The organism is Allomuricauda sp. MMSF_3307, from assembly GCF_030733585.1.
Lineage (GTDB): Bacteria > Bacteroidota > Bacteroidia > Flavobacteriales > Flavobacteriaceae > Flagellimonas.
Genome location: NZ_JASHIQ010000006.1, coordinates 152,138 through 169,766, shown reverse-complemented (window position 1 = coordinate 169,766; position 17,629 = coordinate 152,138). Strand labels below are relative to the sequence as shown.

Sequence of the window (17,629 nt, the reverse complement as noted above, 5' to 3'; positions counted from 1 at the left end):
TCTAGGCCAAATTCAATCCCTTTCTTCGGACCCACAAAAAGGCAAAAATCATATTGGGCACCCAGCAAAGCCAAGAAACAATCTTGTAAGCTACTAGGAATTCCCCAAAAATCACAATGAGGATGGGCAACCAAATACGCAATGTTACGGCAGCGAAACAAGCTGCGTAGCTATAGAGCATCATACCTTGATGAAGCGCCAAATCCTTGTTTTTGATGGCGATGTAGGCACGGGTTGTGGTAAAGAGCCAAATCAGGGCAAGGCTACAAAAGCCGATGGAGGACACCCAACCACCTGTGGCATAAAAACCTAAATAGAGTCCACACAAACCACTCAGGATGGCCGTAATTACATATATCTTTCCAAGGTTTCGATGGAGTTGCAGCCGTTTGGAGCGTAACTTTTTAATGAACTGGGACCATCCTACCAGCAGGGCTATTCCACCAAAACTGATATGGCCGTAAAAGGCCACTTTCCAAACCGAACTAGCCCTTATTGCATCCGATTTGTTCAGCAACAGACCAAAATCATCGGAAGCAAAAATGTATACCAATGGATACAGGCCAATCCCGATGGCCAGAAAAATAAAAACAATCCATGCTACCTTATTTCTTGTAGTTTGGGCCATACTTCGCTTTTTAGCACGAAGTAAGTTATCGATATTTTGAACACAAAAACAAGAATTTTGATCCTAATTCGTTATAAGTGTATCGATTAGAACATAAAGTCGAACCCAAATCTTATCCGTATGAAGACAATTTTACTTTTGGTCACCCTTATTTTTTCGGCCATGGCCGTATCGAGTTGCACCAATGACGAGGGTGACACCGAATTCGAGTACATCAATCCCGAAGAGGAGCAACAAACAACGCCTTTAAAAACTGAAGTGGAACAGGAAAAGGTAAACTAAACCTTATGAGTGACGCTCTCGTGCGAGCAAGGTGTTCTTGAGCAACATGGCAATGGTCATAGGGCCTACTCCGCCGGGCACGGGTGTGATGTAGGACGCCTTTTTGCTCACTTCTTCATAATCCACATCACCGGTGATGTAGTATCCCTTTTCTTTGGTATCATCCGGCACACGGGTAATTCCAACGTCAATGATGGTTACCCCTTCCTTGACCATATCCGCTTTTAAAAACTTGGGAACTCCTAGGGCAGAGATAACAATATCAGCCTGAAGTGTCAACTCTTTAAGGTTTTTGGTCCTACTATGGGCAAGTGTCACTGTGGAATTCCCTGGGTTTCCTTTTTGGCTCATCAAAATACTGATGGGCCTACCAACAATATGGCTTCTCCCGATTACAACGGTATGCTTGCCTTCGGTATCCACCTTATAGCGCTTCAACAATTCCATGATGCCAAACGGAGTTGCTGAAATGAAGGTTTCCATATCCAAGGCCATTTTTCCGAAATTCATAGGGTGGAATCCATCAACATCCTTGTCGGGATCAACGGCCATCAATACTTTTTCTTCATCAATATGTTTGGGCAGGGGCAATTGCACAATATACCCATCGATTGCAGGGTCGTTGTTCAATTGGTTCACTTGCTTTAGCAACTCTTCTTCTGTAGTCTCTTCCGGAAGATGAATCATGGTGGACTCAAACCCTATCTTTTTACAGGAACGTACTTTACTGCCTACGTAGGTGAGGCTTGCACCATCGTTACCCACCAGCACCGCGGCCAAATGGGGGACTTTTTCGCCCCGCTCTTTCATTTGGGCCACCTCAACGGTGATTTCTTCTTTGATTTGGTTTGATATTTTCTTTCCGTCGAGGATTTCCATGGGTTGCTGTGTTGGTTTGTTATGCTGAAAAGGGTTATCTCATGTTCTGCATCATCTGCATCATCTTCTTGCCTCCGCCCCCTTGCATCATCTTCATCATCTTGCTCATTTGGTTGAACTGTTTGAGCAATTGGTTTACTTCTTGAATGGAGGTTCCGCTACCTGCGGCTATTCGTTTTTTACGGCTGGCATTAAGCATGGCCGGAGTGGAACGTTCTTCGGGGGTCATGGAATGGATAATGGCCTCGATATGTTTGAATGCGTCATCATCAATATCCAATCCTTTGAGGGCCTTTCCCGCTCCGGGAATCATGCCCATCAAATCTTTCATGTTCCCCATTTTTTTGATTTGCTGAATTTGGCTCAGGAAATCATCAAAACCGAACTTATTTTTGGCTATTTTCTTCTGGATTTTGCGCGCTTGTTCCTCATCGAACTGTTCTTGGGCACGCTCCACTAGGGAAACCACATCGCCCATTCCGAGGATACGGTCGGCCATACGCGAGGGATGGAATACATCGATGGCCTCCATTTTTTCACCCGTACCGATAAATTTGATGGGCTTGTCCACCACGGATTTGATGGAAATAGCGGCTCCACCACGGGTATCACCGTCCAATTTGGTAAGGATGACCCCATCAAAATTCAAGACATCGTTAAAGGCCTTGGCCGTGTTAACGGCATCCTGACCTGTCATGGAGTCCACCACGAACAGGGTTTCCTGTGGTTGTATGGCCTTGTGGATGTTGGATATCTCGGTCATCATCTGCTCATCCACAGCCAATCGACCTGCGGTATCGATGATTACCACATTGCAACCCTTGGTTTTGGCATGGGCTATACCTGCCTTGGCAATGGCCACGGGGTCGTTGTTGTCGCGATCGGAGTAGACCTCCACTCCTATCTGCTCCCCAACCACATGCAACTGGTCTATCGCAGCGGGACGGTAAACATCACAGGCCACCAACAGCGGCTTTTTGGTTTTCTTATTCTTGAGGTAGTTGGCAAGTTTACCGGAAAAAGTGGTTTTACCCGACCCCTGTAAACCGGACATTAGGATTACGGATGGGTTACCGGAAAGGTCTATTCCCTCGGCTTCGCCACCCATCAATTCGGTAAGCTCATCCTTCACCAATTTGACCATAAGCTGGCCAGGTTGAAGGGAAGACAGTACATTTTGTCCCAGTGCCTTCTCTTTGACCGTATTGGTAAACTCCTTGGCTATCTTAAAATTGACATCGGCATCCAGCAAAGCTCGTCGAACTTCCTTAAGGGTCTCTGCCACATTGATTTCGGTAATTTGTCCGTGACCTTTGAGGACGTGTAATGCCTTATCTAACTTTTCGCTTAAATTATCGAACATAAGTTCTTTGTTTTAAAGAGGGACAAATTTAAGAATAATCCAATAGAAAAAGGACGGCTTTGGGGAGAGCCGTCCTTCTTTTGAAAAAAGATTGGGGAAAAATATTTAATTCTTTTCGAAAACCAATTTGTCGGTTCCGCCGTTTCCTCCACTTTCATCGATCAATTCGATTCTCACTGCAGAGTATTTGACTATATCCCAATCGTCTGTCAAATCGGCAAAATCGGCCGGTGCACTAAAAGCAATATTGAAATCCACATCACTATCATCTGGACTGTCATCATCCCCATCATCGTCGGAATCGGAAATGGACCACGTGCCATTGATATCAGTGGTACCGTTGCTAGCCACTAATGTGCCATCGTTATTAAAGGTAAAGGTGTAGCCATTAAAATGGTCCGTTTCATCCTTATCATCGAAATAATAGGTAATGGTCCATGACCCACTTGCGGCTATTCCTGTAAGTTCAGTGACCTGGGCTGCCGATATGTTGGTAAGGACATCATCATCGTTATTGTTTTCGCAGCTCACAAAAATCATGAACAATAGTACCGTTGTCAGTTTTAAAATTGAGGTTTTCATATAAAAGTGATTGAATAAAAATTTAGTGTTCTCGTTTTATGCCGGGTTTATGGTTTTTCGAATACCAGGGTATCAATAGTTCCATCGCCACTCTCATCCGTTAGCTCGATACGGGTGGAAGTTATGGAAACTACCTTCCAGTCGTCTGTCAATTCCGATAGGTCGTCCATGGTGTCAAAGTTGATAAAGAACTTTAGTCCTTCTTCGGAATCCCTAAGCACTCTCCAAAGACCTGTGGCCTGTGGGTCGGCGTTGATGGAGACCTCAACTTGGTGCATTTCACCAAAATTAAAGTCCATTCCTGCGAAAGAAGCCGTCATATCGGTACTGCCTTCTTTGTAAAGGGCCACATTCCATGGTCCGTCCAAGGCAATTCCTCTGATTTCGACCACATCGCCATCGTCAGCACTATCGTTACACTCTTTCAACAATACCATTTCATGGTCAGTATCATCGATTTCAAACTCCAATCGGGACTGTAGCATTTTACGAATGGGCCATTCAAAGCTCACTCCGGGTTCGTCTCCAATGGTAATCATTAGGGAAAGTTGCAACTGACTGTTCAAACCAGTTTCCCAGGTACCTTGTTTGGTATCTACCCCGTTGCTCAAGGTTACAGCGCCACCAGCGGCAAATTCAAATTCGTATCCCAAGAGTCTTTCAATTTCCTCACCTTGGTTCTCCACTTCCTTAATAATCCATTTACATTCGTTGAGCAGAGCTATAAAAGCCTCCCTGTCGATTGGATTGGAATCCTCCAAATCACATCTTTCTTTCAATATGATTTTGTTCCCATCGTCTTGATAAAGTTTGATTCTGTCATCATCCAATTCGTATACGATGGCATCGATGGTGAAATCTGGGAAATCTTCAAAGTCAAGGCTCAGCATTACACCATTTTCGGTGGTACTAGTGCTCCATGATCCCATAATTTCATCTGCGGTAAAGGTGGTGAAGTAAACTGTACCATCCGCGGAGAAGGTCAACAGACGCTCAATGTACTGTTCTGTATTGTCCACACTGTTTCGGATGACCTGCCTCACCTGCAATGGGCATTCCAGTAGCAGTTCGTCCAACTCGGATTCTGTAAAGTCGTCGTCGTTATAATCATCGTCGTCATCTTCGTCGCACTGGTTCTTAGCCATTTCAAGGGCTGCGGCCAAGGCTGCGTTATTTTCGATCACCACTTGGGTTCCGTCAAACTTAATAAGGGTAATGGGAAATTCGATGCTGATCAAATCATCATCATCCAGTTCGTCAAAGAATCGCTTCATATCGCGATCGCTCTCAATGTTCACTTGACCTGACTGTTGGTTGTCCACACCAAAGGTGAAGAGTGTAATTGGGTATACAAAATCGATACATTCAATATCGTCATCGTCACCTCCTTCAAGACACTCACGGGCATACTGCTCCAATTGATCTTGATTTTCTATGGTGATTTCACTGAAATCGGAAAGGGTGATGGTAATGGGGAAGAAGATATCAAGAATATCATCGTCGTCGTCCAATTCATCAAAGATTTCTTCGATCAAATCCAAATCTTCCCTGGAATCGATGGTTATTTCCACTCCGTTCACATTTACGATATATGGAAATTGTACAGCGAAGCAGCTGGCACCATCCACAATATTGTCATAAGAACCGTCATTGGAAGAGGTCTTCTGGATCAAATCGGCGGTAGCGGAGCTGGCGGAAATGGTCTCACTTTGTGTCCCTCCGCCTACTTCTTCATATTCTTCTTGGCAGGCCGTAAAACCAAGAACAAGGATTGCAAGTAATGTACGCAATAAGTTGTTTGTCAACTTTTTCATAACGAATGAATTTTGGGGTTATAATTCAACCTTAAAACAACCCTCTTCCAAAAAACCCTACTTTTTCTTTAAATTTTTCAAATATATTTGACCAACAAACAATTTTCCCGCTATGAGCAACGTCTGCGAGGACCATATTTTCAGTGAAGTGTTCAAGGCCCATTCCAAAACGGTCTTTAATTATATATTTTACAAATTTGGGAACGAAGAAAAGGCCCATGATGCCGTTCAAGAAGCCTTTGTAAAGTTATGGGAGAATTGTGCCAAGGTAAGTCCAGAAAAAGCCAAATCCTTTGTTTACACCGTGGCCAACAATCTGTACCTAAATGTAATCAAAGCGGAAAAGGTAAGGCTTAAACATGCGGACAGCCTTGTTAGGGACCGTACCAACGAGTCGCCCGAATTTTTAATGGAGGAAAAGGAATACCAGAAAAAACTGGACGATGCACTACATGCCCTTCCAGAAAATCAGCGTACCACTTTTTTGCTCAACCGTATCGATGGAAAAAAATATGCGGAAATCGCCGAAATGGAAGGGGTAAGTGTAAAAGCCATTGAAAAAAGAATGCATTTGGCCCTTAAAAGTTTGCGGGAACATATAGACGGAATATAGCAGGTGATTATTTTTAAGGTGGTAAGGTAGGGTATTTTAATAGGTAGTTGTTATCATAACGTAAAGCATAAGACCCATGCAAGAAAATTATTTGGCAAAATGGTTGAATGGAGAGCTCTCAGAGCAGGAGCTTCGGGAATTTGAAACTTCCGAAGCATATTCGTCCTTTCAAAAACTAAAGGAAGCTTCCAGCGGTTTGCAGGCTCCCGATTTTGATGTGGACCAAGCCTTGCTCCGATTTAAGGAAGAGCACATGGCCAAGGCACCCAAGGTCATTTCCTTGAATCCCTTCAGGAAATTCCTCCGGGTGGCTGCCGTTATTGCTATACTACTTACCGGTTCCTACTTTTATATCAACTCCTTGAACGAAAAGGTCACTACTGGTTTTGCCGAACGTTCCGAAGTTATCCTTCCCGACAATTCCGAACTGTTTTTGAATGCGGATTCCCGTATTTCCTACAGCGAAAAGAATTGGGATAATCAAAGAAACATCAAATTGGACGGGGAAGCCTTTTTTAAGGTGGCCAAAGGAAAAAAATTCACGGTTTCCACAGAACAGGGCACCGTAACCGTGTTGGGAACCCAATTCAACGTAGAAAACAGGAAAGGAATCTTTGAGGTGACCTGTTATGAGGGCTTGGTAAGTGTTACCCACAATGGCAAAGAAATAAAGTTGCCTGCTGGTAACTCCTATGTGGTCATCAATGGAAAGCAAGTTACAGGAACTCCCAAAGGAACCCAACCTTCTTGGATGAACAACGAAAGTAGCTTTGAAAGCATTCCCCTGAAATATGTATTTGCCGAGTTGGAAAGGCAATTTGATGTGCAGGTCAACACGGAAAACATCAATACCGATTTACTATTTACCGGATCTTTCAACAACACCGACCTGAATATGGCGTTAAAAAGTATAAGTACCCCCTCCCAAACTCGTTATAAGGTAGAAGGAGACAATGTACTTTTTTATGCTGGGAACACACCTCAATAAAAATATAGGCACCATACTGGTTTTCCTGTTTTTTATGGGCGGCATTTACTTGCAGGCCCAAGAAAAACAAGAGTCTTCCGTTTCCCTTGTTTCGTACATTCAAACCTTGGAGGACCGTTTTGATATTAAATTTTCCTACTTGAACGAAGATTTGGAAGGCTATACCATCAAGATTCCCGAAAACCTCAGTTCCCTTACTGATATTCTAACATATATCCAGGATAAATTCCGGATCATCCCCGAAAAATTGAATGATCGATATTACGCCCTTTCCAAAAATAATCGGGTCAATCTTTGTGGTGTGGTACTGGATAATTTTGCTGAAAATACCGTCATAGGTGCCACGGTGGAGGTGATGGGCTTCAATGTCGCCATTGTTACCGATTCCGATGGCTCATTCCGTTTGGAAAACGTATCCCGTGATGCTTCCCTAAGGATTCGATACTTGGGCTATGATACCAAATACATCAATGTTGAAGCGCTCATCCAGCAAGGGGGATGTCCTAAAATCCTGTTGTCACCGCGTTACGAAGAGTTGGACGAGGTATTTGTGTACAAGTATCTTACCTCTGGAATTATAAAGGAGAGTGATGCGAGCATCTCACTGAACACGGCGGAGTTTGGTATCTTGCCCGGCTTGATCGAACCGGACATCCTTCAAACCGTACAGGCATTGCCAGGCATCAAAAGTATTGATGAGACCGTCTCCGACATCAATGTTCGCGGAGGAACCAACGACCAGAACCTCGTACTGTGGAACGGCATCAAAATGTACCAATCCGGTCATTTTTTTGGGTTGATTTCCGCCTTCAATCCATATCAAACGGATAGGGTGACCGTTTACAAAAACGGAACCCCTGCCATTTTTGGGGATGGGGTAAGCAGTGTGATCCAAATGGAAACCGGCAATACCGTGCCCCAAACCTTTAAAGGTGGAGGTGGCTTCAACTTGATAAGTGGTGATATTTATGCCGAAATCCCAATAACCCAAAAATTGGGGGTACAGTTCGCCGCAAGACGTTCGGCTACCGATTTTTTGAGTACTCCAACCTACAAGCAATTTATCAATAGGGCCTTTCAGGATAGTGAGATTACCTTGCAGAACAACAACACGGTAGAGGATGAGTTTACCCGTGACGAGGATTTTTTCTTTTATGACTTTTCAGGAAAGATTATTTACGACCTGAATCCGGACCATAAAATTAGCCTCAGTGCCATCCAAATCAAAAACAATTTAAGGTTTGAAGAAACCAACGTGTCCCTCAACGAAACGAACATCAGTCTGTTGAAACAGGATAACATTTCGGTGGGTGGGCAATTGACAAGTAGCTGGACCGAAAGATTTTCCTCCCACCTCAATATCTACTATTCCAAGTATGATCTGGATGCGGAGAACATTTTTGCCAACCAAGTACAGCAATTGTTCCAGAACAACCAAGTAACGGAAAACGCACTAAAACTGGACACCAGATATCTTATTACCGATGGATGGAGCTGGAGCAATGGTTACCAATATATCGAAACGGGAATTACCAATGCCACCGTAATCAATGAGCCTAATTTTATCAGTGAAATAAAAGGAGTCATACGAACCCACGCTCCCTATTCGGAACTCAACTACAGTTCACCGGGCAACAAGTTTATAGGTGGTCTCGGGGCCAGGGTCAACTTTATCGAGAACTTGAACACCTTTAAAAAAGTGATTATCGAACCCAGACTCAACCTCAATTTTAAACTGGCCAACTATCTTAGGGCTGAGGTTTTGGGTGAATTCAAAAGCCAGACCACTAACCAGATCATTGATTTGGAGCAAAACTTTTTAGGAATTGAAAAACGCAGGTGGATACTTTCCAACGACAATTCTTTGCCCGTTACCACCAGTAAACAGGGCTCAGTTGGATTCAATTACGAAAAAAATAACCTTTATATCGGCGTTGAAGGATTTTACAAACATGTGGACGGCATCAGCACGAACACCCAAGGTTTCCAAAATCCCAATCAATTTGCCGGGGAGATCGGCAGCTATGATGTAAAAGGAGTTGAATTGCTCATCAACAAAAAAGGGGACAATTACAGTACTTGGTTCACCTATGCCTACAATGAAAACGATTACACTTTCGATTCCATAACACCTCCAACTTTCCCCAACAATTTGGATATTCGACACACCATAACCCTTGCCAGCACCTATACCTATAAAGATTTAAAGTTAAGTATTGGACTCAATTATAGGACCGGCAAACCCTTTACGGAACCCGTTGAGGGGGATGAGGGCCTAAATGATGACTTTGTGCCGCCCCGCATCAATTTCCAGTCCCCGAACAATAGCCGTTTGCCCGACTATTTTAGGGCGGATGCCTCAGCCATTTACCATTTTCAGCTTGCTAGGAACATCAAGGCCAATGCGGGCTTATCCATCTTAAATTTTACGGACCGAAGAAACAGCCTCAATAAATATTATCGGGTGAATGAGGACGATGAAATCGAAACCATTGAAAATTTTTCATTGGGCATTACTCCCAACATCAGTTTCAGGGTGAGCTTTTAGGTACTCCTCAATTTTTGTCATCACCAACACATGGGGAACCGTAATCGAGGCCAAAAAGCAAATCAAACCGGGGACCAAAGTTTCCTCAGTGTTCCTTAATAAAAGGTATAAGATTAAAGTTCCTAGCAAAGAAGCCAACCAATAGAGGTAGCTGCTCTTGAAATAACGGTAGAACGATTTCCAGCTCACTTCCCCATAAAGAAATTTCATCTGATCCATTAAAGAGGGAATGCTGTGCCAAACCACAAAATAGATGCAAAAGGCCAGCAACAAGGAAGCCGTATTGAAGACAACATAAAAAACTGCCAATAGGAACAACTCCAGTAAAATGGAATAGGTCCTTAACCTGGCATAGGCGAAATACAGGAAAAACAAGCCAACCCCTATCCCCATCCAAAGAAATAGTTGACCAATTACCCGCGTGGGAACATCCCGTCCGGTAATATCCAATACTATCTGGACCACTTGTTCGCGGTGCGCATGGAACAGCATAAATAAAATCAGGCCACCATAAAGTAGATAAAACAACGACTTGCCTTTAAAGTTTCCGGTCAAGGTGGTATTCCAATGCTGTTCCCCAAAATGATAGCTGCTAAACAGGATAAAGAGCATTAGGGCAATGGTGGGGAAAAAATAAAATACGGCGCAGATGGATGCTATCATTATAATATAAAGCATGGTCATGCCCGTTTTTGGGATATTGGCCCCTCTTTTTTGAAAATAGCTGGTCAGTATACCAATGTCATTTGCACCATGCAATATCCCAAAGGTGCCAATAAGTAAAAAGGACAACAGCAGCTCCAATTCCAAGGGTAAATATACCGATAGCCATAATCCAAAAAAGGTTGCTACCAGCAAAAAACTTGTTATTCTGATAATATCCAATACTCTTTGTTTAATTATTCACAAAAAAAGTTATACAAAAATATAAATATATTGTTTAATTTTTTATACTTTTAGTTAAACAAAAAATAATTGTATTATGGAAAGTTTAATTACTTCGTTACCCATGGTGGCTAAAATTGCTACCAACGATTACGTTGGCTTCACCTTCTTTGTTGGGTGTATGGCCATGATGGCCGCGTCGGCCTTCTTCTTTTTGTCAATGAACAATTTTGATCGTAAATGGAGAACTTCCATTTTAGTCTCAGGATTGATTACGTTCATTGCTGCAGTGCACTATTGGTACATGCGTGATTATTGGGCAGCCAATGGTGAATCGCCCACCTTTTTCCGTTATGTGGACTGGATTCTGACAGTTCCCCTAATGTGTGTTGAGTTTTATTTGATCCTAAAAGTAGCTGGGGCCAAGAAAGCGTTGATGTGGAAATTGATCGCGCTATCCGTAATCATGCTGGTTACAGGTTACCTAGGAGAGACCGTTTACCGTGACCAAGCACAGATTTGGGGTCTTATTTCCGGTATCGCCTACTTTGTCATCGTTTATGAAATTTGGCTGGGAGGCGCCAACAAATTGGCAAGAGAAGCTGGAGGCGCTGTACTTTCCGCCCACAGAACACTGTGCTGGTTCGTATTGGTAGGTTGGGCCATTTATCCGATTGGTTACATGGCAGGTACTCCAGGATGGTACGATGGGATTTTCAATGGACTATCCATGGACGTTATTTACAACATCGGAGATGCCATTAACAAAATTGGGTTTGGCCTTGTAGTTTATAATTTGGCGGTGATCGCCAACGAAAAGGCTTAATCCGATATCATTTTACTTAAACTTAGAAGAAATGGCCATGCAAAACATGGCCATTTTTTTTACATTCTTTCGGGAACGTCAATCCCCAACAATCGAAACGCGGATTGAATCACCTCCCCTACTTTTTTGGAGAGCTGAACCCGAAAATCCTTCTTCTGCTCCTCCGTTTCGCCCAAAATGGAAACCTGCTGGTAAAACGAGTTGAACTCTTTCACCAAATCATATGTGTAATTGGCAATCAAGGCGGGACTAAAGTTTTCAGCGGACAGCTGTACCGTTTCCGGAAACAATTGCAGCAGTTTCAATAGTTCCTTTTCCTTTTCGTGTAAGTTCATTGAGGTCTCGACTGCGCTCGACCCGACACCCTTTGCTTTGCGTAAAATAGATTGAATTCTGGCGTATGTATACTGAATAAACGGGCCGGTATTCCCTTGGAAATCCACCGATTCTTCAGGGTTGAAAAGAATCCGTTTTTTGGGATCCACCTTAAGGATGTAGTATTTAAGGGCACCCAAACCTATGGTTCGGTATAACTCTTTTTTCTCCGTTTCGGAATATCCGTCCAACTTGCCCAGTTCTTGGGAAATGGATTCCGCAGTATCCTCCATATTTTTTATGAGGTCGTCCGCATCCACTACGGTACCTTCCCTACTCTTCATCTTACCACTGGGCAAGTCCACCATACCATAACTCAAATGGTACAATTGCTCCGCCCAAGAATACCCTAGCTTTTTCAGGATAAGGAACAATACCTTAAAATGGTAATCCTGCTCATTGCCCACGGTGTACACCATACCGTTGATATCCGGGAAATCGGTCACCCGCTGAATCGCGGTACCAATATCCTGTGTCATGTACACTGCGGTACCATCGGAACGTAGTACAATTTTCTCATCGAGGCCTTCATCGGTTAGGTCTATCCAAACACTGCCATCCTCTTTTTTAAAGAAAACACCACGTTCAAGGCCATCCTTTACTACATCACGACCCAATAAATAGGTATCGCTTTCGTAATAGAGCGTATCAAAATCAACACCCAAATTTTTGTAGGTCGTGGCAAAACCATCGTACACCCAACCGTTCATTTTTTTCCAAAGGGAAACTACGCTCTCATCGCCCGCTTCCCATTTTCGGAGCATTTCCTGTGTCTCCAACAAAATGGGGGCTTCTTTTTCGGCCTGCTCCTTTGGTGTCCCTGCATCGACAAGTTGAGCTATCTCCTCTTTGTAGGCCTGATCGAAAGCCACATAATATTTTCCCACCAAATGGTCGCCCTTAAGACCCGAAGATTCCGGAGTTTCACCATCGCCGAACTTCTGCCAGGCCAACATGCTCTTGCAGATATGGATGCCTCGGTCGTTGATGATCTGGGTCTTGTATACTTTCTTACCCGAGGCTTTTAATATTTCGGCTACCGAATAGCCCAACAAATTGTTTCGGATATGCCCTAAGTGTAATGGTTTATTGGTGTTGGGTGATGAATATTCCACCATCACCGCATCATCAGATTGCGATTTTACGTAGCCAAAATCAGTTTCGTTGGAAATTGAATTGAAGAAATCAAGATAGTAGCTATCCTCGATTACAATGTTCAAAAAGCCCTGCACCACATTGCATTTGGACACTTCGTCCACATTGGCTTCCAGATATTTTCCGATTTCGGTCCCAATTTGAACCGGATTACCTTTTACGTGCCGTAACATAGGAAACACCACCACTGTAATATCTCCCTCAAAATCCTTTCGGGTAGGTTGAAATTCCACCGTGGGCAGCTCAACTTGATATAGTTGTTTTACCGCCTCGATCACTTTTTGGGTCAAATCGTTCTGCAAACTCATCTCATAGGCTTTTCAGGGCGCAAAACTACGTATTTTTTGGGCTTTTCATGCTATTTGGATTGGCGTTGCCTATTTAAAAATTGTATTTTTAAAAAAACATGCTATGGAACATTTGCATCGAGCAGCTCCGGTTTTGGCTTCGTTGGACATTCCAAAAACCGTTGCTTTTTACAAGGAAAAAATGGGGTTCGACAAATCAGGCTGGGTGGATGAAAACTATGCCGTGATAGGTCGTGATCAAGTAGAAATCCATTTTTGGAAATGTGACGACAAAATCTTTCCCGAAAATACCAGTTGTTACATCTACGTTAGGAATGTTGATTCGCTTTACAAAGAACTGCAAGAAGCCGAAGTAATCCATCCCAACGGACCATTGGAGGACAAACCTTGGGGCGTACGCGAGTTTTCGGTGCTAGACAACGACGGTAACCTGATCAGGTTCGGTCAAAATCTTTAAATATGCTATTGAACGTATCCTACAACGATAAGAAAATCACCAAAAAAATAGACGAAGCCGTTGGCAAGCCGATTCCCATAAGGGAGCGCTTTGCCATGGGCGGTATCGGTTCCCCAAAATTGTTCATTACCGAAGCAAGTCTGGATATCTACAATCTGCTCATTTTGGACAGCAATACCAACTCTTGCAACGTTGAGCTGCGTCCCAATGGCATCATTGTCCGGTTTCGATCCCGCTTGGAAACCTACGGACTCATCATCCCCTATTACAAATTGAACGTATACAAAGGCGACATGGCCATCTACTCCATTTATATGGACCAATACTTCATCAAAGTACGTTCCGATACCAAGGCCGTTCAAAAATTCTTTAAAAAACTACTGGATTACCGAGCGGACAACCTACCCACCAACATCGAAGACCTATGAAAATATTGTTGACCGGGGCCAATGGCTATATCGGAATGCGGCTATTGCCCAAGCTTTTGGATATGGGGCACGAGGTCATCTGTGCCGTCCGCGATGAAAAACGACTTTCAGTAGATGCCAAGGTTCGTTCCCAAATAGAGGTTGTTGAAATTGATTTTTTGGAAGACCCGGCAAACCAAAACATCCCGAAAAACATTGATGCCGCCTATTATCTGATACATTCCATGACCTCCTCCGTATCGGATTTTGATGAAAAAGAGGCCCAAGCGGCGAAAAACTTCAATACCCTGTTGGAAGGTACGCAATGCAAACAGGTGATTTACCTGAGCGGCATTGTGAACGACAAGGAACTTTCCAAGCACTTGAGCTCGCGTAAAAACGTAGAGGAGATTCTCTATAAAGGTGATTTTGAATTGACCGTGCTTCGAGCGGGCATCATAGTTGGGTCAGGGAGTTCGTCCTTTGAGATTATCCGTGATCTCTGCGAAAAACTACCAGTAATGATAACACCCAAATGGGTACTTACCAAAACCCAACCCATTGCCATTCGAGACGTTATCCAATTTCTTACAGGGGTTTTGGGCAATCAAAAAACTTTTGGGCAATCCTTTGATATTGGTGGGCCGGATGTGATTACTTATAAAGACATGCTTCACGGATATGCCAAAGTTCGGGGCTTTAAAAATTGGATTTTTACCGTTCCCGTAATGACCCCGAAGTTATCGTCCTATTGGCTGTATTTTGTGACCTCTACCTCCTACAAATTAGCCGTTAACCTTGTGGATAGCATGAAGATGGAAGTCGTTGCCGAGGATAATCGTTTGCAGCAAATGCTGGGCCTGGAAACCCACAGTTACGAAGAAGCCATTGATATGGCCTTCAAAAAAATAGAGCAAAACCTTGTCATTAGCAGTTGGAAGGATAGCATTGCCAGCGGACAGATTCAGGAAGACCTCGAAAAATATATCCAAGTACCCAAATATGGGGTCTTGCAAGACAAGAAGTCGGTTCCCATCAAAAATGAGCAGGCCGTTTTGGAAAACATTTGGCGCATTGGTGGGGAAACGGGTTGGTATTATGGCAACTGGCTCTGGAAGTTCCGTGGGTTTTTGGACAAATTGGTGGGCGGTCCCGGACTGAGAAGGGGACGCACCCATCCAGACCGAATTTTCCCCGGTGACGCATTGGACTTTTGGCGGGTGTTATTGGCCGATAAAAAAACAAAACGGTTGCTACTTTTCGCCGAAATGAAAACGCCGGGAGAAGCTTGGTTGGAGTTCAAGATTGCCGATGGCAAGCTGTATCAAACCGCCACCTTTCGTCCTAGAGGATTATGGGGCAGATTGTACTGGTATTCCGTATTGCCGTTCCACCTCTTCATCTTTGGCAACATGATCAAGAATATTGCAAAAGTGTAAGATTTTTTTTTATTGAATAAGTCAACAGCTGTCACATCGAGCGCAGTCGAGATATTTTCATTTGTTGGTCATCATTTCTTGGCATGAGATTTCTCGTCTGCGCTCGAAATGACAATCACCCGCTAACTCCCGACTCCCGACTCCAACGCTGTTAAAATACTATTAAGCCCAATCGGGAAATGCTTTTTTCTTCGCACTTTGTCACAAAATTGGTCCAAATTCGTCTAACCATAGGCAACCTTTTGCCCCAAAAAGGTGTCTTATCATTGAAACCCAAAGAGCAAACATGTCAATTTCAAAGTCATTTTTCACCACATGTATAGTTGTATTGATTGGTATCCCGCTTTCCGCACAGACCATAAGTTCCCGTTTGGTCGATGCCAAGACCCAAAAAGGAATTCCCTACGCTACGGTGCAATATGGTGAGCAACTCGGGGTAATCACCAACGAGGAAGGCCGTTTCAGTTTTGTTTTGAAAGAGGCTACGCTCGATTCCATTTACATCACTTCCATGGGATACGGCAAAAAGGGATTCACCTTGGAGCAGTTGCAGGACACTTTGCTTCAGCTTGACCCCAAAGCCATTGAGCTTAGCGGAGTTTATGTTTTTGACAAGGAACTAGAGGTGGACGATATCATTGAAAAGATGATTGAAAACATCCCCAACAATGTGAACAAAACTCCCGTAAAACAGCGATTTTTTCTTCGCAAGGCTGAATTTGCCAACATGGAGAAAGTCGATTTTGGGTTTGAAAAATCATCCATAAAAGAGCTGAACAAGGAATTGATGGATAGCATATCGCACAGCATACCCAAAAATGCTTCGCACTATACCGAGAGTTTTGGCGACCTCTACAAACACAATACGGACTACAAAGTTGACATCATCAAAGCCGCCGATTTGTACGATAAACGAGAGGTTGGCTCTTTCGAGGATCTGGCCGAACACATGGAGGACATCTTTGTTCAAAACGTAAAACAGGGGTCCTATCTCAAAATAAAGTCGGGCATTTTTAGTGAAAAAATCCAAGTGGATTCCATTTTGGATACCATGGACGATGAACGCATCGACCAAATGAAAAAGGTAAAGGCCCAAATGGAAAAAGACAGTGTTTCGGGGCTCGTGGATAGTCAACGCTGGCAGTTCAAGGAGCTTCTAGGGCAACTCTATTTCCAAGAGGACACCAAATTGGACCTTGTGGACAAGACTCGACGTTACGATTTTAAACTTTCCGGTTATGCCGAAATGGGCGATGCAGGGGTTTACGTGGTGGATTTTTGGCCCAGACGGAGCAGTGCCGATTTTAAAGGTCGCCTCTTCATCAACATTGAGGATTTTGCCGTGATTCGAATGGATTTTACAAATACCCAACGCCTGCGCAACTTTAGATTGTTGGGTATTACCTATCGGGAAAACGTGTACAAGGGAACCATGCGCTTTGCCAAATTGCCCAATGGCCGGTACGATCTCCAGTTTATGGAATTGGCCGATGGTAAATATTTTGGTGTGGACCGGCCCCTAAAAGTCGTAGAAAAAAACAAGCACGTAAAGGGGCGCCGCAAACAGAACGAACTCAAACTGAACATTGACTTTCGGATGAACATCACTTCCAAGTGGGAATTGGTGGTGTTCAACCAAAACGAGATTGCCCAAAACGACTTTAACAACTTTACCGAGGACAAGACCGTTCGTGCCACCTATATGCCCCGCTACAATCCCGAGTTTTGGGAAGGCTATACCATCATGGAGCCCAACCAAGCCATACGTGGGTTTACGGCGGAGGAAGAGTAGATTCTAGATGTTAGATTTTAGATTGCAGAGGTTAGATAAGGGTACTTCCAAAGCTTGGCTAATTCGGTAAAGCGTGTGAATAGTGGCATTTGTTCTCCCCTTTTCTATTCTGGAAATATTCGTAGTATCAATTTTGGCCTCAATTTTGCCAACCAAGTCAACCTGTGTATAACCTTTTTCAAGTCGGGCTTTTTTGACATTTTCACCGATTTTCCTTAAAACTTCCGTTTTTTCCATACTTGCCATATTTGACAAGTCAAGAAAAGGTTTATATTTACCATTGTTAAT

The 17,629-nt window shown here is 43.5% G+C and carries 17 protein-coding genes; 9 read left to right on the top strand and 8 right to left on the bottom strand.

Annotated features, from left to right (window positions below; all coding sequences use genetic code 11):
* Window position 1: 1 nt before the first annotated feature.
* Window positions 2–628, bottom strand: a complete 627-nt coding sequence (locus RBB12_RS14930) for a DUF2306 domain-containing protein (RefSeq protein ID WP_306014491.1) — start codon at window positions 626–628, stop codon at window positions 2–4.
* Window positions 629–748: 120 nt separating this feature from the next.
* On the opposite strand from RBB12_RS14930, the gene RBB12_RS14925 reads away from it, so the two are divergent.
* Entirely contained in the window at window positions 749–910 is a 162-nt protein-coding gene (locus RBB12_RS14925; protein WP_179384449.1) for a hypothetical protein, read from the top strand.
* 3 nt (window positions 911–913) lie between these two features.
* On the opposite strand, the gene folD is transcribed toward RBB12_RS14925, so the two are convergent.
* The 4 genes from folD to RBB12_RS14905 form a co-directional block, all read right to left on the bottom strand.
* On the bottom strand, window positions 914–1,789 hold the full coding sequence (gene folD / locus RBB12_RS14920) for a bifunctional methylenetetrahydrofolate dehydrogenase/methenyltetrahydrofolate cyclohydrolase FolD (protein ID WP_306014492.1): 876 nt from the start codon (window positions 1,787–1,789) through the stop codon (window positions 914–916).
* 34 nt (window positions 1,790–1,823) lie between these two features.
* A complete protein-coding gene (gene ffh, locus RBB12_RS14915; RefSeq protein WP_306014493.1) occupies window positions 1,824–3,152 on the bottom strand; it encodes a signal recognition particle protein in 1,329 nt (442 codons plus the stop codon).
* 105 nt (window positions 3,153–3,257) lie between these two features.
* Window positions 3,258–3,734, bottom strand: a complete 477-nt coding sequence (locus RBB12_RS14910; RefSeq protein WP_293287120.1) for a hypothetical protein — start codon at window positions 3,732–3,734, stop codon at window positions 3,258–3,260.
* Window positions 3,735–3,781: 47 nt separating this feature from the next.
* Window positions 3,782–5,548, bottom strand: a complete 1,767-nt coding sequence (locus RBB12_RS14905; protein ID WP_306014494.1) for a hypothetical protein — start codon at window positions 5,546–5,548, stop codon at window positions 3,782–3,784.
* A 112-nt stretch (window positions 5,549–5,660) separates the two neighbouring features.
* Here RBB12_RS14905 and RBB12_RS14900 point away from each other — a divergent pair, with 112 nt between their 5' ends.
* The 3 genes from RBB12_RS14900 to RBB12_RS14890 all read left to right on the top strand — a co-directional run bounded on the left by RBB12_RS14900 (window position 5,661) and on the right by RBB12_RS14890 (window position 9,697).
* Window positions 5,661–6,161, top strand: a complete 501-nt coding sequence (locus tag RBB12_RS14900) for an RNA polymerase sigma factor (protein WP_293287116.1) — start codon at window positions 5,661–5,663, stop codon at window positions 6,159–6,161.
* 76 nt (window positions 6,162–6,237) lie between these two features.
* Entirely contained in the window at window positions 6,238–7,149 is a 912-nt protein-coding gene (locus RBB12_RS14895) for a FecR family protein (RefSeq protein ID WP_306014495.1), read from the top strand.
* Entirely contained in the window at window positions 7,127–9,697 is a 2,571-nt protein-coding gene (locus RBB12_RS14890; protein WP_306014496.1) for a carboxypeptidase-like regulatory domain-containing protein, read from the top strand. Before RBB12_RS14895 ends, RBB12_RS14890 begins: the two co-directional genes overlap by 23 nt.
* Here the strand turns inward: RBB12_RS14890 and RBB12_RS14885 are convergent.
* Window positions 9,653–10,555, bottom strand: coding sequence for a Brp/Blh family beta-carotene 15,15'-dioxygenase (locus RBB12_RS14885; protein WP_306014497.1), 903 nt, complete (start codon window positions 10,553–10,555; stop codon window positions 9,653–9,655). The two genes, RBB12_RS14890 and RBB12_RS14885, sit on opposite strands and share 45 nt — an antisense overlap.
* 124 nt (window positions 10,556–10,679) lie before the next feature.
* Here RBB12_RS14885 and RBB12_RS14880 point away from each other — a divergent pair, with 124 nt between their 5' ends.
* On the top strand, window positions 10,680–11,408 hold the full coding sequence (locus tag RBB12_RS14880) for a bacteriorhodopsin-like (RefSeq protein WP_293282851.1): 729 nt from the start codon (window positions 10,680–10,682) through the stop codon (window positions 11,406–11,408).
* A gap of 59 nt (window positions 11,409–11,467) precedes the next feature.
* On the opposite strand, the gene argS is transcribed toward RBB12_RS14880, so the two are convergent.
* A complete protein-coding gene (gene argS / locus RBB12_RS14875) occupies window positions 11,468–13,246 on the bottom strand; it encodes an arginine--tRNA ligase (protein WP_306014498.1) in 1,779 nt (592 codons plus the stop codon).
* 103 nt (window positions 13,247–13,349) lie between these two features.
* Here argS and RBB12_RS14870 point away from each other — a divergent pair, with 103 nt between their 5' ends.
* From RBB12_RS14870 to RBB12_RS14855, 4 genes are all read left to right on the top strand, one after another.
* Window positions 13,350–13,703 (top strand): bleomycin resistance protein, encoded by a 354-nt coding sequence (locus RBB12_RS14870; protein WP_293287106.1) that lies wholly within the window; start codon window positions 13,350–13,352, stop codon window positions 13,701–13,703.
* A gap of 2 nt (window positions 13,704–13,705) precedes the next feature.
* A complete protein-coding gene (locus RBB12_RS14865) occupies window positions 13,706–14,131 on the top strand; it encodes a hypothetical protein (protein WP_127140058.1) in 426 nt (141 codons plus the stop codon).
* Window positions 14,128–15,549 (top strand): SDR family oxidoreductase, encoded by a 1,422-nt coding sequence (locus RBB12_RS14860; RefSeq protein WP_306014499.1) that lies wholly within the window; start codon window positions 14,128–14,130, stop codon window positions 15,547–15,549. The genes RBB12_RS14865 and RBB12_RS14860 overlap by 4 nt, the downstream gene beginning before the upstream one ends.
* 286 nt (window positions 15,550–15,835) lie before the next feature.
* Window positions 15,836–17,341: a carboxypeptidase-like regulatory domain-containing protein gene (locus RBB12_RS14855; RefSeq protein ID WP_306014500.1), complete on the top strand. Its 1,506-nt coding sequence runs from the start codon at window positions 15,836–15,838 to the stop codon at window positions 17,339–17,341.
* A gap of 3 nt (window positions 17,342–17,344) precedes the next feature.
* Here RBB12_RS14855 and RBB12_RS14850 read toward each other — a convergent pair whose 3' ends face one another.
* On the bottom strand, window positions 17,345–17,578 hold the full coding sequence (locus RBB12_RS14850) for a helix-turn-helix domain-containing protein (protein ID WP_306014501.1): 234 nt from the start codon (window positions 17,576–17,578) through the stop codon (window positions 17,345–17,347).
* Between the last annotated feature and the right edge of the window lie 51 nt (window positions 17,579–17,629).